Origin of the sequence: Roseateles sp. (assembly GCF_047654785.1) — a bacterium.
Taxonomy (GTDB): domain Bacteria; phylum Pseudomonadota; class Gammaproteobacteria; order Burkholderiales; family Burkholderiaceae_C; genus Pelomonas.
This window is the reverse complement of sequence record NZ_JASGKQ010000002.1, coordinates 677,055-693,764: the sequence shown is the minus strand read 5'-3', so window position 1 is coordinate 693,764 and position 16,710 is coordinate 677,055. Positions and strand designations below refer to the sequence as shown.

At 73.8% G+C, this 16,710-nt stretch carries 12 protein-coding genes; 3 read left to right on the top strand and 9 right to left on the bottom strand.

The annotated features are described in order from the left end of the window. Nucleotides 1-17: 17 nt before the first annotated feature. The 3 genes from QM788_RS07635 to QM788_RS07625 all read right to left on the bottom strand — a co-directional run bounded on the left by QM788_RS07635 (nucleotide 18) and on the right by QM788_RS07625 (nucleotide 7,384). Nucleotides 18-2,843: a M16 family metallopeptidase gene (locus tag QM788_RS07635; protein ID WP_415660888.1), complete on the bottom strand. Its 2,826-nt coding sequence runs from the start codon at nucleotides 2,841-2,843 to the stop codon at nucleotides 18-20. 66 nt (nucleotides 2,844-2,909) lie between these two features. After that, nucleotides 2,910-4,775, bottom strand: a complete 1,866-nt coding sequence (locus QM788_RS07630) for an ATP-binding protein (RefSeq protein ID WP_415660887.1) — start codon at nucleotides 4,773-4,775, stop codon at nucleotides 2,910-2,912. Nucleotides 4,776-4,792: 17 nt separating this feature from the next. Next, complete coding sequence (locus QM788_RS07625; protein ID WP_415660886.1) at nucleotides 4,793-7,384, bottom strand: DNA topoisomerase III; 2,592 nt, start codon at nucleotides 7,382-7,384, stop codon at nucleotides 4,793-4,795. A gap of 206 nt (nucleotides 7,385-7,590) precedes the next feature. Between QM788_RS07625 and QM788_RS07620 the strand changes: the two genes are divergently transcribed. Genes QM788_RS07620 through QM788_RS07610 form a run of 3 tightly spaced genes read left to right on the top strand, consistent with a single transcriptional unit; the run spans nucleotide 7,591 to nucleotide 9,487 of the window. Beyond that, nucleotides 7,591-8,094 carry an SET domain-containing protein gene (locus QM788_RS07620; protein ID WP_415660885.1) on the top strand — a complete coding sequence of 168 codons (504 nt, stop codon included), beginning with the start codon at nucleotides 7,591-7,593 and terminating at the stop codon, nucleotides 8,092-8,094. A 2-nt stretch (nucleotides 8,095-8,096) separates the two neighbouring features. Then, nucleotides 8,097-8,819: a biotin--[acetyl-CoA-carboxylase] ligase gene (locus tag QM788_RS07615; RefSeq protein ID WP_415660884.1), complete on the top strand. Its 723-nt coding sequence runs from the start codon at nucleotides 8,097-8,099 to the stop codon at nucleotides 8,817-8,819. Further along, nucleotides 8,801-9,487 (top strand): hypothetical protein, encoded by a 687-nt coding sequence (locus QM788_RS07610; RefSeq protein ID WP_415660883.1) that lies wholly within the window; start codon nucleotides 8,801-8,803, stop codon nucleotides 9,485-9,487. The genes QM788_RS07615 and QM788_RS07610 overlap by 19 nt, the downstream gene beginning before the upstream one ends. On the opposite strand, the gene QM788_RS07605 is transcribed toward QM788_RS07610, so the two are convergent. The 6 genes from QM788_RS07605 to glnE are packed head-to-tail and all read right to left on the bottom strand — an operon-like array spanning nucleotide 9,435 to nucleotide 16,677. Further along, nucleotides 9,435-11,216, bottom strand: coding sequence for a S8 family peptidase (locus tag QM788_RS07605; RefSeq protein ID WP_415660882.1), 1,782 nt, complete (start codon nucleotides 11,214-11,216; stop codon nucleotides 9,435-9,437). The genes QM788_RS07610 and QM788_RS07605 overlap by 53 nt on opposite strands. Nucleotides 11,217-11,247: 31 nt before the next feature. Further along, complete coding sequence (locus QM788_RS07600; RefSeq protein WP_415660881.1) at nucleotides 11,248-11,904, bottom strand: glutathione S-transferase; 657 nt, start codon at nucleotides 11,902-11,904, stop codon at nucleotides 11,248-11,250. A gap of 34 nt (nucleotides 11,905-11,938) precedes the next feature. Next, on the bottom strand, nucleotides 11,939-12,820 hold the full coding sequence (locus QM788_RS07595; protein ID WP_415660880.1) for a DMT family transporter: 882 nt from the start codon (nucleotides 12,818-12,820) through the stop codon (nucleotides 11,939-11,941). Between the two features lie 2 nt (nucleotides 12,821-12,822). Then, nucleotides 12,823-13,422, bottom strand: coding sequence for a hypothetical protein (locus QM788_RS07590; protein WP_415660879.1), 600 nt, complete (start codon nucleotides 13,420-13,422; stop codon nucleotides 12,823-12,825). Beyond that, nucleotides 13,412-13,978, bottom strand: a complete 567-nt coding sequence (gene rrtA / locus QM788_RS07585; protein ID WP_415660878.1) for a rhombosortase — start codon at nucleotides 13,976-13,978, stop codon at nucleotides 13,412-13,414. The genes QM788_RS07590 and rrtA overlap by 11 nt, the downstream gene beginning before the upstream one ends. Further along, nucleotides 13,975-16,677 carry a bifunctional [glutamate--ammonia ligase]-adenylyl-L-tyrosine phosphorylase/[glutamate--ammonia-ligase] adenylyltransferase gene (gene glnE, locus QM788_RS07580; protein WP_415660877.1) on the bottom strand — a complete coding sequence of 901 codons (2,703 nt, stop codon included), beginning with the start codon at nucleotides 16,675-16,677 and terminating at the stop codon, nucleotides 13,975-13,977. Before glnE ends, rrtA begins: the two co-directional genes overlap by 4 nt. Between the last annotated feature and the right edge of the window lie 33 nt (nucleotides 16,678-16,710).

Sequence of the window (16,710 nt, the reverse complement as noted above, 5' to 3'; positions counted from 1 at the left end):
GCCGGGCTCTCAAGCTCTCAGCGGCCGTCCGCCGCGCGGATCTCCGGCGTGCGGCCGATGGCCTCCAGCTGCGGCCGGACCTTGGCCTGGTCGCCCACGGCCACGACGATGAGCCGGGCCGGGTCCAGGTGCTCCCTGGCCGCCTTCAGCACGGCGGCCGGCGTGACGGCGGCGTACTGCCTCGGCAAATCGGTGATCGCGCTCGGCGGCTGGCCGGCCGACCAGTTGCCCGCGTAGCCGGCGACGACGGCGGCGTTGGTGTCGAACAGCCCCGGCAGCGACAGCAGCTGCGCGTTGCGCACCCGGTTCAGCTCGGCCGCGCCCAGCGGCCGGGCCCGGATGCCCTCGATCTCCCGCCACATGTCGGCCAGCGCCGCGCCCGTCGCGTCGGTGCGCACGCTGCCGCGGATGCCGAACTGGCCGCGCTCGCGGCCCATGCCGAAGCCGGAGTACACGCCGTAGGTGTAGCCCTTGACCTCGCGCAGCTGGTGGTTGATGCGCGACGTGAACAGGCCGCCGAGCGCCGCGTTCATGACCTTCAGGGGCGCCGCGTCCGGCACGCCCGCGAACGGGCCCGGCGCGACGACGGCCAGCGCGGTCTGCGGCGCGCCGGGCTTGTCGACGAGCACGGTGCGCGCGGCGACCGGCCGGGCCGGCGGCAGCGGCGCGGCGGCGGCGGCCGGGCCCTCGCCCTGCCAGGCGCCGAACAGCGGCTCGACCAGCGCGCGCAGCTCGGCCTCGGTCAGGTCGCCGGCCACGACGAGCGCCGCTCGCTCGGGCCGGTAGTGCGCGCGCCAGAAGCCGCGCAGCGCGGCGGCGTCCACCGCCTGCAGGCTGGCCTCGGTGCCGAGCGCGTTCTCGGCCAGCGGGTGGCCGGGGCCGTAGACCACGCGGTTGCCCACGGCGCTGGCCAGCAGCGGCGCCTGCTCGCGCTGCTGCGCCAGCGCGGCCAGGCGCTGGGCCTTGACGCGCTCGATCTCGGGCGCGGCGAAGGCCGGGCGCAGCGCCAGGTCGGCGAGCAGCGCGAAGCCGTCGCGCGCGGCGGCCTTGCGGCCGGAGAAATCGACGCGCGCCTCCTCGGGGCCGGCCTGCGCCGACAGCGTGGCGCCGAGCGCCGCAGCGGCCTCGGCAACCTGCTGCGCGCTGCGCGTGGCCGTGCCCTCGGGCAGCATCGCGGCGACGAAGCCGGCCAGGCCCGGCCGGTCCGCCGGGTTGGCGCCCTGGCCCGCGCGCACCACCAGGCTGGCGCTGACCAGCGGCAGGCCCGGCTTGGGCACATGGATGACGGTCAGCCCGTTGGCCAGCGTGAAGCGCTGCGCCGCCGGCAGCGACAAGGCCTGGGCCCGGGCGGCGCCGGGCGGCTTGTTGCGCCAGGCCTCGGGCGCGTTCAGCGCCTCGCGCTCGCCGTGGGCGGCCTGGGCGGGCGCGGGCGGCGTCGGCACCTCGGGCGGCAGCATTTGCTCGCCAGGCCGGGCCTGCACGACGACGCGGCGGTCCTTCTGCAGCCAGCGGGCCACCGCGGCGCTGACGTCCGCGGGCGCCAGCGCCGCGTAGCGGGCCAGGTCCTGGCCGACGAAGCCGGGGTCGCCGGCCATCTGGTTGTAGTGGTTGACGAGGTCGGCCAGCGACGTCACCTTCTCCAGGCGCTGCAGCAGCTGCGTCTCCAGGGTGGCGCGCGCCTGCGCGAGCTCGGCGGCCGTCGGCGGCTCGGCCGCGAGGCGGGCGAGTTCGGCGTCGACCCGCTGCTCGATCTCGTCCAGCGACGCGCCCGGGCGGGCCACCACCTCGATGTCGAACACCGAGCCGAGCGACTGCGAGCCCTGCCCGACGCTGACGCTCTGCGCGAGCTGCTTGTCGCGCACCAGCAGGCCGTACAGCCGGCTCGCCTGGCCGCCGCCCAGCACGTGGGCGGCGACGTCCAGCTCGGCGTCGCCGGGCTTGAACATCGCCGGCGTGTGCCAGGCGAGGTTGAGGCGGCTCAGCTCGATGCGGTCGGTCACGACCAGGCGGCGCTCCCTCGTGATCTCGGGCGCGGCCACGTTCACCTCGGGCGGCTTGGGGCCGGCCTTGAGCGTGCCGAAGTATTTCCTCACCAGCGCCTTGGCGCGCACCGGGTCGAAGTCGCCGGCCAGCACCAGCGTCGCGTTGTTGGGGCGGTAGTAGGTGCGGGCGAAGTCCTTCACGTCCTTCAGCCGGATGGACTGGATGTCGGCGTGCGAGCCGATGACCACCGCGCGGTAGGGGTGGCCCTCGGGGTAGAGCGCCTGGTACATCGCCTCCTCGACGAGGCCGTAGGGGCGGTTCTCGACGCTCTGGCGGCGCTCGTTGCGCACCACGTCCTGCTGGTTGGCCAGCGCCACGGAGTCCACCTCGTCGATCATCCAGCCCAGCATGTCCGCCTTCAGCCACAGGCCGAGTTCGAGCTGGTTGGACGGCAGCGTGAAGAAGTAGTTGGTGCGATCGAAATTGGTCGAGCCGTTGCTGTCGGTGCCGCCGGCGGCGTCGATGTAGCGGTCGAACTCGCCGCGCGGCACGTGGCGGCTGCCGGCGAACATCAGGTGCTCGAACAGGTGGGCGAAGCCCGTCTGCCCCGGGGCCTCGTTGCGCGGGCCGGCGTGTACCCACAGGTTGAAGGCCACCAGCGGCAGCCGGTGGTCCTGCACCAGGATGACCTCGAAGCCGTTGGGCAGCGTGAACTTCTCGTGGCGGATGGCGATCCGTCCGGCCTCGGCGCTGACGGCGCCCGGCGGCTGCGGCGGCGCGGCGCCCGCGGGCAGGGCGGCGGACAGCGCGCCGGCCAGGGCCAGCAGCGCGACGAGGCGGCGGGGAGCGGGAGCGTTCATGCGGTGGGGTCCTCGAAAGGCGAAGGAGACGGACAAAGGGGGGAGGGGAACGGGGCGGCGGCCCGGTCAGGCCAGCGGCAGGCGCAGTTCGAACGCGAAGCTGCTGCCCTGGCCGGCCACGCTCTGCACGGCGATGTGGCCGCCCATCAGCTGCACCAGCTGCTGGCTGATGGACAGGCCCAGCCCCGTGCCGCCGAGGTGGCGCGAGGCCTCCGACACCTGCTCGAAGGCCTGGAACAACCGCGACTGCTGGGCCGCCGTCATGCCGATGCCGCTGTCCGCGACGGCGAAGCGCAGCCACGCATGGCCGCCCTGCGGCGGGCTGGCCAGCGTGGCCGCCAGGCACACCGTGCCGGCGTCGGTGAACTTCACCGCGTTGGACAGCAGGTTCAGCAGCACCTGGCGCAGCCGCTGGCCGTCCACCAGCACATGCGCCGGCAGCTGCGCGTCCACCTCGCTGACGAAGCGCAGGCCCTTCTGCTCGGCGCGCAGCCGCACGCTGTCGCAGGCCATGTCCAGCAGCGCGCGCAGGTCCACGCGGCCGGGCTTGAGCGACACCTTGCCGGCCTCGATGCTGGCCATGTCCAGCACGTCGTTGATCAGCTCCAGCAGGTGCAGCCCCGAGTCGCGCATCAGCTGCAGCCGCGCCTGCTGCGCCGCCGGCATGGCGGCGTCCATCTGCATCAGCTGCGTGAAGCCGAGGATGGCGTTCAGCGGCGTGCGGAACTCGTGGCTCATCGTCGCCAGGAAGCGGCCCTTGGCGAAGTTGGCGGCCTCGGCGCGGGTCTTGGCCTCCCGCAGCTCGCCGGTGCGCTCGGCGACCAGGTCTTCCAGGTGGTCGCGGTGGCGCGTCAGCTCGGCCTCGGCCTCGCGGCGCAGCGAGATGTCGCTGACCATGCCCTCGATGCGCCGCTGCCCGCCCTCGCCGGCCACCCAGTGCGCGTTCAGCTCCACCCACAGCGGCTGGCCGCCGCGGCCGCGCAGCAGCAGCGGGGCCTGCTGGATCTTGCCCTGCCCGTTCATCACCGCCGTCACGCGGCGCATGTCCTCGCGGGACAGGCCGGTGACCCGGCGCAGCCGCCGGCCCAGCGCCTGCTGCGGCGCCAGGCCCAGCATCTGCATGAAGGCCTGGTTCATGTCCAGCACGCGGCCGTTGGCGTCGGCCTGGAAGATGCCCTCGGTCGCGTTCTCGAACAGGCTGCGGTAGCGCGCCTCGCTGGCGCGCAAGTCCTCGGAGCTGAGCCGCACCTGGTCGGCGGCGCCGCGCAGCTTCAGGCTCATCGCGTTGAAGCGCATGGTCAGCGCGCCGATCTCGTCCGCGCGCGCCACCGCCGCCTGCGCGCCCAGGTCGCCCTGGGCCACGCGCTGCGCCAGCGCGCCCAGCCGCGCGACGGGCCGGCACACCAGCCAGTGCACGAGCAGCGAGCCCGCCAGCGCCACCGCCACCACCACGCCGGCCAGCAGCTCGAACACGAACCGCCGCGTGCGGCTGATCTGCTGGTCCACCAGGTCGCGCGTGACCACCAGCACCGCCGACGCCACCGGCGTGCCCGCCACGTCGGCCGAGGGCTGGTAATTGATGGCGAACTCCCGGCGCAGCGGGCCGTTCGCGGCCTGGGCGCGCTCGCGCCGGGCCAGGCCGCCGCGCAGGCCCAGGCCCTTGAGCTCGATGGCGTGGACCTCGGGGTCGGCCATCACCGCGTCGAGCAGGTTCTCGATGGCGACGTGGTCCAGGTTCCAGATCGGGCCGGCGAAACCGCGCGCGATCAGGCCGGCCATGCGCGCCTCGCGTTCGCGCAGGCCGGCCATCAGGCCCGCCTCCTCGCGGGCCGTCCAGTACCAGCCCACGGCCAGCACGATGAGGCTGGCCACCAGCGCGATGCCGGCGGTCAGCCGCGTCTGCAGCCCCATGCTCATCGGCCCCGGCGTCATCGCGCGCTCGGGCCGGCTCAGGCCTTGGCGGCCTTCTTGGCGGCCGCCTTCCTGGCCGGCGCCGCCTTGGCCGCCGGCTTGCCCGCCCGGGGCTCGAACTCGAAGACCACCTTGCCCTCCTTCCTGTCATAGGCCAGGAAGGCCTTGAACTTGCGCCGCGTCTTGTTGGACACGAAGTTCTCCAGCAGGTCGGTCTTGCCGCCGGCCAGCAGCTTGTGGACCTGGGCCGGCTCGATGGGCTGGGTCAGGATGACCTTGCCGGTCTTGAAGTCGCAGGTCACCTTCTCGCCCACCGCGTGCTGGCAGACGTAGTTGCTGCCGTGCTCGTAGACGTGGCCCTGGCACTTGGGGCAGGCGCCCAGGCTCTGCTGGCCCGAGAAGTCCACCGGCGCGCCGTCGTTCTCGGCCTTCCTGGCGTCCTCGCCGAAGTCGAACTCCAGCTTCCAGTTGGCGATCTCGTCGTCGTAGACCAGCGCCAGCTCGGCCGTGAACGGCCAGCCGGCCTTGGAGCGGAAGCCCTCCAGCGGGCCGATCTTCTTGTCCCGCAGGAACTGCTCCACCTCGGCCAGCTCGAAGCTGCGGCCGCCCGGGATCTTGCCGATCGAGAAGCCGCAGCCCTCCCCGCCGTCCCGGCCCGTGCAGGTGAAGCGGCGGTAGTTCTCCTTGACGACGCCGCCGCACTTGGGGCACGGGGTCTTCAGCGTCGCGTAGTCGCCGGGGATGGTGTCGCGGTCATAGCCCTTGGCCTTGGCGACCATCTTGCCGGTCATCGCCGCGATCTCGGCCATGAAGGTCTCGCGGCTCAGCTTGCCCTTCTCCATCGCGGCCAGCTTGCTCTCCCAGTCGCCGGTCAGCTCGGGCCGGGTCAGGTCCTCCACCTCCAGGCCGCGCAGCAGCGTCATCAGCTGGAAGGCCTTGGCCGTCGGGATCAGCTCGCGGCCCTCGCGCAGCATGTATTTCTCGGTGATCAGCCCTTCGATGGTCGCGGCGCGCGTGGCCGGCGTGCCCAGGCCCTTCTCGGCCATGGCCTCGCGCAGCTCGTCGTCGTCGATCAGCTTGCCGGCGCCCTCCATCGCGGAGAGCAGCGTCGCTTCCGTGTAGCGCGCGGGCGGCTTGGTCTGCAGCGCCTTGACGTCCACGCTCTCGGTGCGCACGACCTCGCCCGGCTGCACCGGCACCAGGTTGGCGTCCTCGTCGTCCACGTCCTTGCCGTAGACGGCCAGCCAGCCCGGCTTGACCAGCACCTTGCCGTTGGTCTGGAAGTGGTGCTTGTCCACTTTAGAAATGCGCGTCGTGACCAGGAACTCGGCCGGCGGGAAGAACACCGCCAGGAAGCGCTTGACCACCATGTCGTAGAGCTTGGCCTCCACCTCGGTCAGCGCCTTGGGCGCCTGCAGCGTCGGGATGATCGCGAAGTGGTCCGACACCTTGGCGTTGTCGAACACCTTCTTGGTCGGCTTGATGTAGCCCTCCTTCAGCGAGGTGGCGGCGTGCCGCGACAGCGCGGCCAGCGGGCCGGGCAGGTCCTCGGTGGCCAGCATCTTGGCCGTGTCCTTGGCGACGGCCAGGTAGTCCTCGGGCAGGAAGCGCGAGTCCGTCCGCGGGTAGGTCAGCACCTTGTGCTTCTCGTACAGCGCCTGCGCGATGGACAGCGTCGTCTTGGCCGAGAAGCCGAAGCGCGAGTTGGCCTCGCGCTGCAGCGTCGTCAGGTCGTAGAGCGCGCCGCAGCTGGTCGTGCTGGGCTTGCTCTCCTCGCTGACCGTCGCCGGCTTGCCGAGCACGGCCTTGGCAATTTCATCCGCTTCGGCCTGCGTCCACAGGCGGTCCGCGCGCCGCTCGGCGTCGTCGTTCTTCTTCCACGCGGGGTCGAACCACTTGCCCTCGTACTGGCCGGCCTGCGCGTCGAAGTTCGCGCGCAGCTCCCAGTAGTCGCGCGCGACGTGCTTGCGGATCTTCTCCTCGCGCTCGACGACGATGGACAGCGTCGGCGTCTGCACCCGGCCGACCGTGGTCAGGAAGAAGCCGCCGTCGCGCGAGTTGAAGGCCGTCATCGCCCGCGTGCCGTTGATGCCGACCAGCCAGTCCGCCTCCGAGCGGCAGCGCGCCGCGTCGGCCAGCGGCTGCATCTGCGCGTCGCTGCGCAGCTTCTCGAAGCCCTCGCGGATCGCGGCCGGCGTCATCGACTGCAGCCACAGCCGCTGCACCGGCTTCGTCCACGGCCCCTTGGCCGGCCGCGCGTACTGCTCGATCAGCCGGAAGATCAGCTCGCCCTCGCGGCCCGCGTCGCAGGCGTTGATCAGCGCCGTCACGTCCTTGCGGCGGATCAGCTTGGTCAGCGCGTTGAGCCGGCCCTTGTTCTTGTCGATGGGGTTGAGGTCGAAGTGCGGCGGGATCACCGGCAGGTTGGCGAAGCTCCACTTGCCGCGCTTCACGTCGAACTCTTCCGGCGCGGCGATCTCGACCAGGTGGCCGACCGCGGAGCTGACGACGTAGCGCTCGTTCTCGAAGTGGTCGTCGTGCTTGTCGAACTTGCCCGCCACCGGCGTCAGCGCGCGGACGATGTCCTGCGCCACGCTGGGCTTCTCGGCAATGATCAGGGTCTTGCTCATCGGTCGTTCATCGGTTGTCAGTTCATCTCCCGGGCCGAGCGCCGGGCCGCCCCAAGCCGGCCCGTCTGGCGATGTGCTTGGCGGTCAATCCGCCAAGCATCACCGTCCCCTCGGGGGACCGGCCAAGGTACTCCTTGGACGAGGGGCCTCATTCTTAGCTGCCTACAATCCGGGCCTCGCGCGCATGCCCACGCACGCGCGCACCCATGAATTCACCGTACCACAGCGTTTTGAAGCCCAGCAAAACCTCGCGCCGCAAGATCGAAGTCCGCGATTCCGGCGTGCATGGCCGGGGCGTCTACGCCGTGGCGCCGATCGCGGCGGGCGCGCGCATCCTCGAATACACCGGCGAGCGCATCAGCTGGGACGAGGCGCTGCGCCGCCACCCGCACGACCCCGCCCAGCCCCACCACACCTTCTACTTCCACCTCGACGGCGGCCTCGTCATCGACGCGCTGCACGGCGGCAACGACGCGCGCTGGATCAACCACGCCTGCGCGCCCAACTGCGAGGCCGAGGAGCGGGACGGCCGCGTCTACATCCGCGCGCTGCGCGACCTGGCGCCCGGCGAGGAGCTGTTCTACGACTACGGCCTGGTGCTGGACGGGCGCCACACGGCCCGGGTCAAGCGGCAGTTCGCCTGCTGGTGCGGCGCGGCCACCTGCCGCGGCACCCTGCTCGCGCCCAAGACCCGCCGGCCGGGCCGCTGACGATGGAGCGCCGCCACCTCGCCGAGTGCGGGTCCACCAACACCGAGGCGCTGCAGCACCTGCGCGACGGCGGCGGCCCGCTGCTGATCTCGGCCGAGCGCCAGACCGCCGGGCGCGGCCGGCGCGGCCGGCCCTGGCAGGCCGAGCCCGGCGCGGCGCTGACCTTCTCCATCGCCTGCCCGCTGCCGGCCGCGCTGGACCTCTCCGGCCTGTCGCTGGCCATCGGCTGCACCGTGGCCGACGTGCTGGACCCGGGCGGCGAGCGCATCCGGCTCAAGTGGCCCAACGACGTCTTCCTCGACGGCGCCAAGCTCTGCGGCATCCTCGTCGAGACCCTGCCGCTGCCGGCGGAGCGCCGCGGCGTCGTGATCGGCATCGGCATCAACCTGAAGCCGCTGCCGGCCGGCGCCGACCGCAGCGCCTTCGCCACCGGCCACGCGGCGCTGCAGACGCTGACGCCGCAGGCCACCGCCGCCACGGTGCTGGACGCCCTGGCCCCGGCGCTGCGCGCCCTGCTGGCCGACTTCGAGACCCTGGGCTTCGCGCCCTGGCAGGCCGCCTTCGCGCGGCGCGACCTGATGGCCGGCCGCCCGGTGCGCGCGGGCGATCAGCCCGGCATCGCGCGCGGCGTCGGCCCACAGGGCGAACTGCTGCTGGAAACCGCCGCGGGCCTGCTGCCCATCAGCGGCGGCGACATCAGCCTGAGATGGGAGACCTCACCGTGATGCGCGTGCTCGTCCTCGTGCTGCTGGCGGCCAACGCCCTGTTCTTCACCTGGTCGCGCGGCTGGCTGGACACGGTCACCGGCCTGCCCGCCGAAAGCGGCCGCGAGCCGCAGCGCCTGGCCGCGCAGCAGCATCCCGAGCGCATCCAGCCGCTGGCCGCCAGCGCCGTGGCCGCGCTGGCGCAGCGCAGCTGCCTGGCGCTGGGCCCGCTGGAGGGCGATGCCGCGCTCGCCGCCGCGCAGGCCGCGCTGCACGCCCTGGGCGCCGAGGCCCAGGTGCGCAGCAGCGAGCAGCCCGGCGTGTGGGTGGTGGCCACCATCCGGCTCGCCGACGCCGAGTTCCGCGCCCGCAAGGAAGCCACCTACAAGCAGCTCAAGCTGCCCTTCGAACCGCTGCACGGCCTGCCCGCCGAACAGCCCGCCTTCGTGCTGAGCCGCCACGCCAGCCCGGCCGACGCGGCCGCGCAGGCCGCCGCGTTCGACAAGCGCGGGCTCAAGGGCCTGCGCGTGCTGGAGCTGGCGCCCGCGCAGGCCCGGCACACGCTGGTCGTCCAGGCCGACGGCCTGCTCGCCGGCCAGCTGCGGGCCAGCCGCAACGCGGCGCTGGCCCCGGGCTTCAAGGCCTGCGGCGCGGCGCCGGCCGCGGCGGCGTCGGCCGCCTCAGGCTGAGCGCGGCCAGCAGCAGCGCCGCCAGCCAGGCAGCGCTCATCGCGCCGCCGCCCCCGCCGCCACTCCCGGTGGCGGCCGCCGCCGAGGCCGCCGCGGCCTGCGCATTGAGCACCTGCGCCGCCTTGACCGCCTCGAACGCATCCACCATGCCGGCGCCGCAGGTGTCCGTCGTGCAATAGCACTCCAGCTGCTCCGCCGTGCCGGGCGCCTGGCATTGCGGCGGGTTGCCGTCGCCGCCGGTGGTCGGGAAGGGGCGCGCGGTGGCCTTCAGGATCCGCGCCGCCTCGGCCGCCGTCAGGCCGGGCCGGACCGAGGCCATCAGCCCGACGATGCCGCTGACGATGGGCGCCGAGAAGCTGGTGCCCACGGAGGAATGGCTGTCGGTGTAGCTGGCGTCGCCCGCCACCGGCGCGGTCGTGCCGCGGTTGGTGGTGCTGACCATCGGGTACAGGCAGGGCTGGCCGGCGCCGATGTTGATGCAGTTGCCGCCGGGCGCGGCGATGCTCACCTCGGGGCCGACGCTGGAGAAGCCCACCTTGGTGCCGACGTGGCGCAGCGCCGCCACGGTGATGACGCCCGGGCAGTTGCCCGGCAGGCCCACGGCCTGGCCGGCCGAGTTGCCGGCCGCGACGACGATGGTGGCCCCGGCCGCGGTGACCTGGGCGATGGTGTCGCGGTACAGCGCGCCGGTGCCCGAGGTGCCGCAGCTGCCGCTGCCGCCCAGGCTGAGGTTGAGCACCTTGGCCTTCACGGGGTTCGCCGGCAGGCCCGGCACCGCCAGGCCGGCGGCCCAGCGCATGCCGGCCATGATGTCGCTGTCGTAGCCGCCGCATTTGCCCAGCACGCGGATGGGCATCAGCTTCAGCCCCCAGCCCACGCCGGCCATGCCGAGGCCGTTGTTGCTGGCCGCGCCGATCAGGCCGGCCACGCGGGTGCCGTGCCAGGAGCTGTTGGCGATGTCGCTGCTGTCGCAGCCGCTGCCCAGCCGGCCGCTGTCCACGTCGGCCTGGCTGACCCAGTCGCCCGGGTCGGACGGGTCGGCGTCATGGCCATCGCCGTCGTTGGCGATGGCCGTGGACAGCGCGCCCGGGCTGCCGAGGCCGATCATGTCGTAGCCGGCGACGAACTTGCCGGCCAGGTCCGGGTGGTCCTGCCGCACGCCGGTGTCCAGCACCGCGACCACCACGCTGGCCGCGCCGGTGCTGAGGTCCCAGGCGGCCGGCGCGTTGATGCCGGAGACGACCTGCGGGTGGCTCGGCGCGCCCGGCGCCTTCAGGTACCACTGGTCGATGACACGCTGCTGGACGCCGCCCGCCGTGGTCTCGGCCGGCACCGTGGCGTCGCCGAACAGCGGGTCGTTGGGCAGCGTGGCCAGGTGCTTGCGGCGACCATCCTCCGCCACCAGCTCGACCTCGGGGTCGGCCGCCAGCCGCCGGGCCAGCTGCGCGCCGGTGATGCCGTGCGCGGCCACCACGTGGGTGCGCTCGTCCAGGCTGATGCCGGCACGCAGCGCCTGGCCCGTGCGCATGCCCAGCGCGGTCGCGCGGGTCTGGGCGATCTCGCGCGCCTCGGCCCGCGTCGCGCGCGAGGCCAGCGCCTTGGCCCGCACGCTGTCCGCCTGCGGCTTGAAGCGCACGATGAGCCGGGCCTCGGCGTCCGCCTGCGCCCCGGCGGGCGCGGCCGGCAGCAGCGCGGCGAGGACGAACGGCAGGGTGCGCGACAGCTTCATGGCGGCGGGGCGGAAAAAAAGGCCGGCCAGTTTAGGCGGCCGGCTGCTGCCGCTGCGCGTCGGCCTTGCGGTCGGCGGCCACGCGGGCGGCGTGCGGGCGCTCGCCGATGAGCTTGGCGTAGGGCTTCCAGTCCACGCCGCCGGCGGCCAGCAGGTCGTCGCCGTAGACCGCCTTGGTGGCCATCGCCACCAGCGGCAGGCTGGCCCAGGCGGCGCAGTCCGCCATCGTGAAACGGTCGCCGGCCAGGTAGGGGCCGAAGCGGGCCAGGCGCTTGAAAGCCTGGATGTTGGCCGGCAGCACGCGGGCCACGCGCTTCTTCGTGCCGTCGCTGACCTGGCCGCCGAAGAAGGCCTCGGCGTACAGCTCGCGCGCCACCAGCTCCAGGTGCAGCTCCACGAAGGCGATCAGCTCGCGCACCTTGGCGGCCTGGAAGGGGTCGGCCGGCAGCAGCGCGGGCGTGCCGGGGTAGGCGGCCTCCAGGTAGTCGGTGATGACCTGGCTCTCGCACAGCGGACCGTGCGGCGTCTTGATGAAGGGCACCTTGCCCAGCGGCGTGCAGCTCAGCACGGCCTCGTCGTGCGAATGGGTGCGCACGTATTCCTCGGTGAAGGGGATGCCCTTTTCCAGCAAGGCCAGCTTGACCTTGTTGTAGTAGTTGGACATCGGGATGCCGCAGAGGGTGATCATGGGAGCGTCTCCAGGGTGGAAAAAGGGACGGGGCTCAGCGGTTGACGAGCACGATGCCGGCGGCCAGCGCGGCCAGCGCCATCACCAGCCGCGCGCTGATGCCCTCGCCGAGCAGCAGCGCGCCGGCCAGCAGCCCGAACAGCGGCGTGCTGAGCGTGAACACGGCCAGCCGGGTCGCCGCGTAGTGGCGCACCAGCCAGAACCAGATCAGGTAGCTGACGAACGAGACGACGACGGCCTGGAAGCCGAACAGCCCCAGCAGCCGCGGCGACCACTGCGCCGGCAGCGGCTCGCCCGCGAACGCGGCCGCCGCGCACAGCGCCAGCGCCGACACGGCGAGCTGGTAGAGCAGCGTCTTCTCGGCCGGCGCGGCGGCCAGCCGGGTCGCCCGGATGGCCAGCGTCGTGCCGCCCCACAGCACCGCGGCGGCCACGCCCAGCGCGTCGCCCCACCACTGGCGCGGGCTGTGCGGCGCCGAGAAGCCCTCCGCGAACGCGAACGCCACCGCGCCGAAGGCCAGCACCAGGCCGGCCCACTGCCGGCCCGACAGCCGCTCGCCGCGCGCGATGAAGGGCATGCCCAGCGCGACGACGAAGGGCGACAGGTAGATGAACACCACCATGCGCGAGGCGCTGGTGTACTGCAGCCCGACGAAGATGCAGGCGAACTCGGCCGCGAACAGCGCGCCGGCCAGCAGCCCGCCGCCCAGGCTGCCGTCGCGGCCGAACAGCCGCACGCCGCGCCCCGCGGACCACAGCCAGACCAGCACGCCGGCCACGACCGAGCGCAGCCCCGCCTGCCACAGCGGCCCGATCTCCGTCAGCGCCGCCTTGGCGGCGACCTGGTTGATGCCCCACAGCAGGCAGCACAGCAGCAGCAGCGCGACGGCGCGCGGATCGAGGTGCGACTGGCGCATGGCTAGCGGCGGACGTAGCGCGTGGCCGTCAGCCGCTCCGACACGGCGCAGCTCTTGTTGTCCACATAGCCCCAGCCACGCATCGCGGCGCGCACCTCGCCGTCGGACGGGAAGGCCCCCGGCCCCTTCGGGTGCACCACCCAGACGGTCTTGCAGATCATCGCCGCGTGGAACTCGGCCATGCGCTCCAGCTCGCCGGGCTTGCTGATCACGGCCACCAGCATGCGCGCGGCCTTCACGTTGCCGGTCAGGCCCTGCGCCAGCGCCTCGGCCAGCGCCGGGTCCAGCGGGCCGACGGTCGGGCCGATCAGCAGCGCCGGGTTCTCGGCGCTGACGCCCAGCTTGGCGGCCAGCGTCGGCGGCGGCGCCTGCAGCTTGGCCAGCCACTTGCCGGCCTCCTTCTCGCCCAGCGCCAGCGCGACGGCCTCGCCGTCCGCGTCGAACAGCAGCTCGCCGCCGACCACGCGCAGGCCCTGCAGCGCGGCGATGGCCCATTTGCGCCGGATCGCGCCGCGCAGCACGATGGTGGTGGATTCGAGCAGCGCGGTGAGTTCCGCGGTCTCGCCGCCCACGCGGGCGGTGCAGCTGGCTTCACGTCCCATGCGGGTTCCTTGTTGGTTGGCCGGCGCGCATTGTCAGCCGCCAGGCGATGGCGCCGGCGATGGCGCCGCTGAGGTGGGCGAACGGCGCCACCGCGAAGTCGAAGCCGGCGGTGGCACGCAGCGCCGGGCCGAACGGCTGCTCCAGCGCCAGCTTGGCGGCCAGGCCGGCGGCGACGGCCGCGCCGATCCAGCGCTCGCGGCCGCGCCGCGCCAGCAGCGCCAGCGCGGCGATGGCGGCCAGCGCATGCAGCGCGCCGGACAGGCCGGCGTAACGCGGCAGGTCGGGCCGCAGCAGCAGGCCCAGCTGCGCCAGCGGCAGCGCGACCAGGCCGGCGGCGGCCTCGCGGCGGCCCAGCGCGGCGCGCCAGCCCAGCAGCGCGACGACGGCGCAGCCGGCGAGGTTGGCGGCCAGGTGGGTCGGCGTCCAGTGCACGAAGGCCGCCGTCGCGGCGCGCCAGGGCTGCGCCGCGGCCAGGCCGGCCTGCCAGTCCAGCGCCGCGCGCGGCAGCGGCCAGGCCAGCAGCGACAGCGCGGCCAGCGCCGCGCACAGCGTCAACCAAACACGGCCCGCCACAGTGCCCGCACCGCGTCCCGATGCGCCGCCAGCGGCGCGGCGGCCTCGGCGTCCAGCGCCGTCGATTGCTCGTCCAGCCGCGCGCGGTGCTGCACCCGGCGCAGCTCGCGGTAGGCGTCCGCCGCCGCCGCGCCCACGCCGGCCGGCAGCAGACCCAGCGTCTCGGCCAGGCGCAGCAGCGCGATGTTGCCGAGGTCGTCCTGCAGCGCCGGGTGCGCGGCCGCATGGGCCAGCACCAGGTACTGCACCGCGAACTCGGCGTCCATCATGCCGCCCTCGCTGTGCTTGACGTCGAACAGCCCGGCCCGCACCGGCCGCGCGGCGCGCACCTTCTCGCGCATGGCCTGCACCTCGCGCCGCAGTGCGTCGGCGTCGCGCGGCGCGGTCAGCACCTGGCGGCGCACCGCCTCGCAGCGCGGCGCCAGCCGGGCGTCGCCGGCGCAGAAGCGCGCCCGCGTGATGGCCTGGTGCTCCCAGGTCCATGCGGTGTTGCTGCCGCGGCCGGTCTGGTAGGCCTCGAACTGGTCCAGCGACGTGACCAGCAGCCCCGAGTTGCCGTTGGGCCGCAGCGCGGTGTCGATGTCGAACAGCTCGCCGGCCGCCGTGCGCAGCGTCAGCCAGGTGATCAGCCGGCGCACGAAGGCGCCGTAGATCTCGGTGGCGTTCTCGTCGTCGTCGTCGAAGACGAACACCACGTCCAGGTCGCCGCCGTAGCCCAGCTCCTTGCCGCCCAGCTTGCCGTAGGCGATGACGGCCAGGCGCGGGTCGGGCCGGTGCGCCTTGCCGAAGCGGCGCCAGGCCCAGCCGATGGCCAGCTGCAGCACCGCGTCGGCCAGCAGCGACAGGTCGTCGGCCACCTGCTCGACGCTGATGCGGCCCTCCACGTCGCGCACCAGCGTGCGGAACACCTCGGCATGGTGGGCGCGGCGCAGCGTGTCCAGCAGCGACTCCTCGTCCGCCTGGCCGCTGCGCGCCCAGCCCTGCTCGCGCTCGCCGAGGTCGGCCAGGAAGGCGTCGCGGTCGAAGCGGGCCGTCAGCAGCAGCGGGTCGGCCAGCTCGTCGATGACGCCGGGGTGCTGCATCAGGTAGCGCATCGGCCAGCGCGCCAGGCCCAGCAGCCGCAGCAGCCGCTGCTGCACCGCCGGGCGCTCGACCAGCAGCGCCAGGTAGCTCTCGCGGCGCAGCAGCGGGCCCACCCAGTCGACGAAGCGCAGCGCGGCGTCCAGCGTGCACTCCCCGGCCGCCACGGCCTGCGCGGCGCGCTGGAACAGCCGGGCCAGCCGCTGGCGCGATTCCTCGCGCAGCCCCTGCACGCGCGGGCCGTCGGCCAGCGCCCGCACGGCCGCGGCCAGCGGCTCGGGCAGGCCGTGCAGGAAGTCCTCGCCGTCCACCGCTGGCGCCGGGCCGCCGCACTGGCCGCCCTTGCAGCCGCCGGCCGGCCTGTCGCCGCCCTCGTGCAGCAGCGCGTCGAACTCGGTGGCCACCAGCTCGCGCACGTCGCACAGCCGGCCGAACAGCGCGCAGGCGTCCGGCAGCGGCAGCGACGCGGCGATCCAGGCCAGGTCGGCGTCGGCCTGCGGCAGGCAGTGGGTCTGCTGGTCGTCCAGGAACTGGATGCGGTGCTCGACCCGGCGCAGGAACACATAGGCCTCGCCCAGGCGCTGCGCGGTCTCGGCCTTCATCAGCCCGCGCGCGGCCAGCTGGGCCAGCGCCTTGACGGTGGAGCGGGTGCGGATCTCCGGGAACTGGCCGCCGCGCACCACCTGCAGCAGCTGCACGATGAACTCGATCTCGCGGATGCCGCCGCGCGAGAGCTTCACGTCGTTGGCCCGCTCGGGCCGGCCGGCGGCGCGCGCCTTGGCCTCGCTGCGCACCTTGCCGTGCAGCTGGCGCAGGCCCTCGAACACGCCGTAGTCCAGGTAGCGGCGGTAGACGAAGGGCGTGACGAGGTCGCGCAGCGCCAGCGTGCGCGGGTCGCCCGGCGCGCCCGGGCCGGCCAGCGGCGCGACGACGCGGCTCTTCAGCCACGCGAAGCGCTCCCACTCGCGGCCCTGCACGAGGAAGTACTCCTCCAGCATCGCCAGGCTGACCACCGGCGGGCCGCTCTTGCCGTTGGGGCGCAGCGCCAGGTCGACGCGGAACACCTGGCCGTCGTCGGTCACGTCGCCGATCAGCGCGTACAGGCGCTTGGCCACGTTGGCGAAATACTCGTGCGCCGACACCGGCCGCGCGCCGTGCGTGGCGCCGTCGTCCTCGTAGACGTAGATCAGATCGATGTCGGACGACACGTTCAGCTCGCGCGCCCCCAGCTTGCCCATGCCCAGCACCCAGAAGGCGATGTCGCCGCCGTCGGCGGTGCGCGGCGCGCCGTGGATCCCGTCCAGCTCGGCGCGCGCGGCGGCCAGCGCACGGTCCAGCGTGACCTCGGCCAGGTGGGTCATCGCCAGCGTCACGTCGGCCACGCCGGCGTGCTGCTCGATGTCCAGCACCGCCAGCCGCTCCAGCACCAGGTGGCGGGCCACGCGCAGGCTGCTGGCCAGCGGCCGGCCGGCCGCCAGCGTGTCGATCAACGCCGCGATCTCGGCCCGCCCGGGCAGGCCCGGCGGCAGCAGCGGCAGCTCGGCCGCATAGCGGCGGCGCACCCGCTGCACGAAGCGGCTGTGGTCAGCGCAGACGGTCACTCACAATCCCTTTCTGCTAGATTGCCTGCCGGC

What these genes read in the sequence shown, in the direction of transcription:
- QM788_RS07635 (WP_415660888.1), bottom strand. Translation starts at nt 2,843, where the DNA reads ATGAACGCTCCCGCTCCCCGCCGCCTCGTCGCGCTGCTGGCCCTGGCC.
- QM788_RS07610 (WP_415660883.1), top strand. Translation starts at nt 8,801, where the DNA reads ATGGGAGACCTCACCGTGATGCGCGTGCTCGTCCTCGTGCTGCTGGCG.
- QM788_RS07630 (WP_415660887.1), bottom strand. Translation starts at nt 4,775, where the DNA reads ATGACGCCGGGGCCGATGAGCATGGGGCTGCAGACGCGGCTGACCGCC.
- QM788_RS07620 (WP_415660885.1), top strand. Translation starts at nt 7,591, where the DNA reads ATGAATTCACCGTACCACAGCGTTTTGAAGCCCAGCAAAACCTCGCGC.
- QM788_RS07590 (WP_415660879.1), bottom strand. Translation starts at nt 13,422, where the DNA reads ATGGGACGTGAAGCCAGCTGCACCGCCCGCGTGGGCGGCGAGACCGCG.
- QM788_RS07625 (WP_415660886.1), bottom strand. Translation starts at nt 7,384, where the DNA reads ATGAGCAAGACCCTGATCATTGCCGAGAAGCCCAGCGTGGCGCAGGAC.
- QM788_RS07600 (WP_415660881.1), bottom strand. Translation starts at nt 11,904, where the DNA reads ATGATCACCCTCTGCGGCATCCCGATGTCCAACTACTACAACAAGGTC.
- QM788_RS07595 (WP_415660880.1), bottom strand. Translation starts at nt 12,820, where the DNA reads ATGCGCCAGTCGCACCTCGATCCGCGCGCCGTCGCGCTGCTGCTGCTG.
- QM788_RS07605 (WP_415660882.1), bottom strand. Translation starts at nt 11,216, where the DNA reads ATGAAGCTGTCGCGCACCCTGCCGTTCGTCCTCGCCGCGCTGCTGCCG.
- QM788_RS07615 (WP_415660884.1), top strand. Translation starts at nt 8,097, where the DNA reads ATGGAGCGCCGCCACCTCGCCGAGTGCGGGTCCACCAACACCGAGGCG.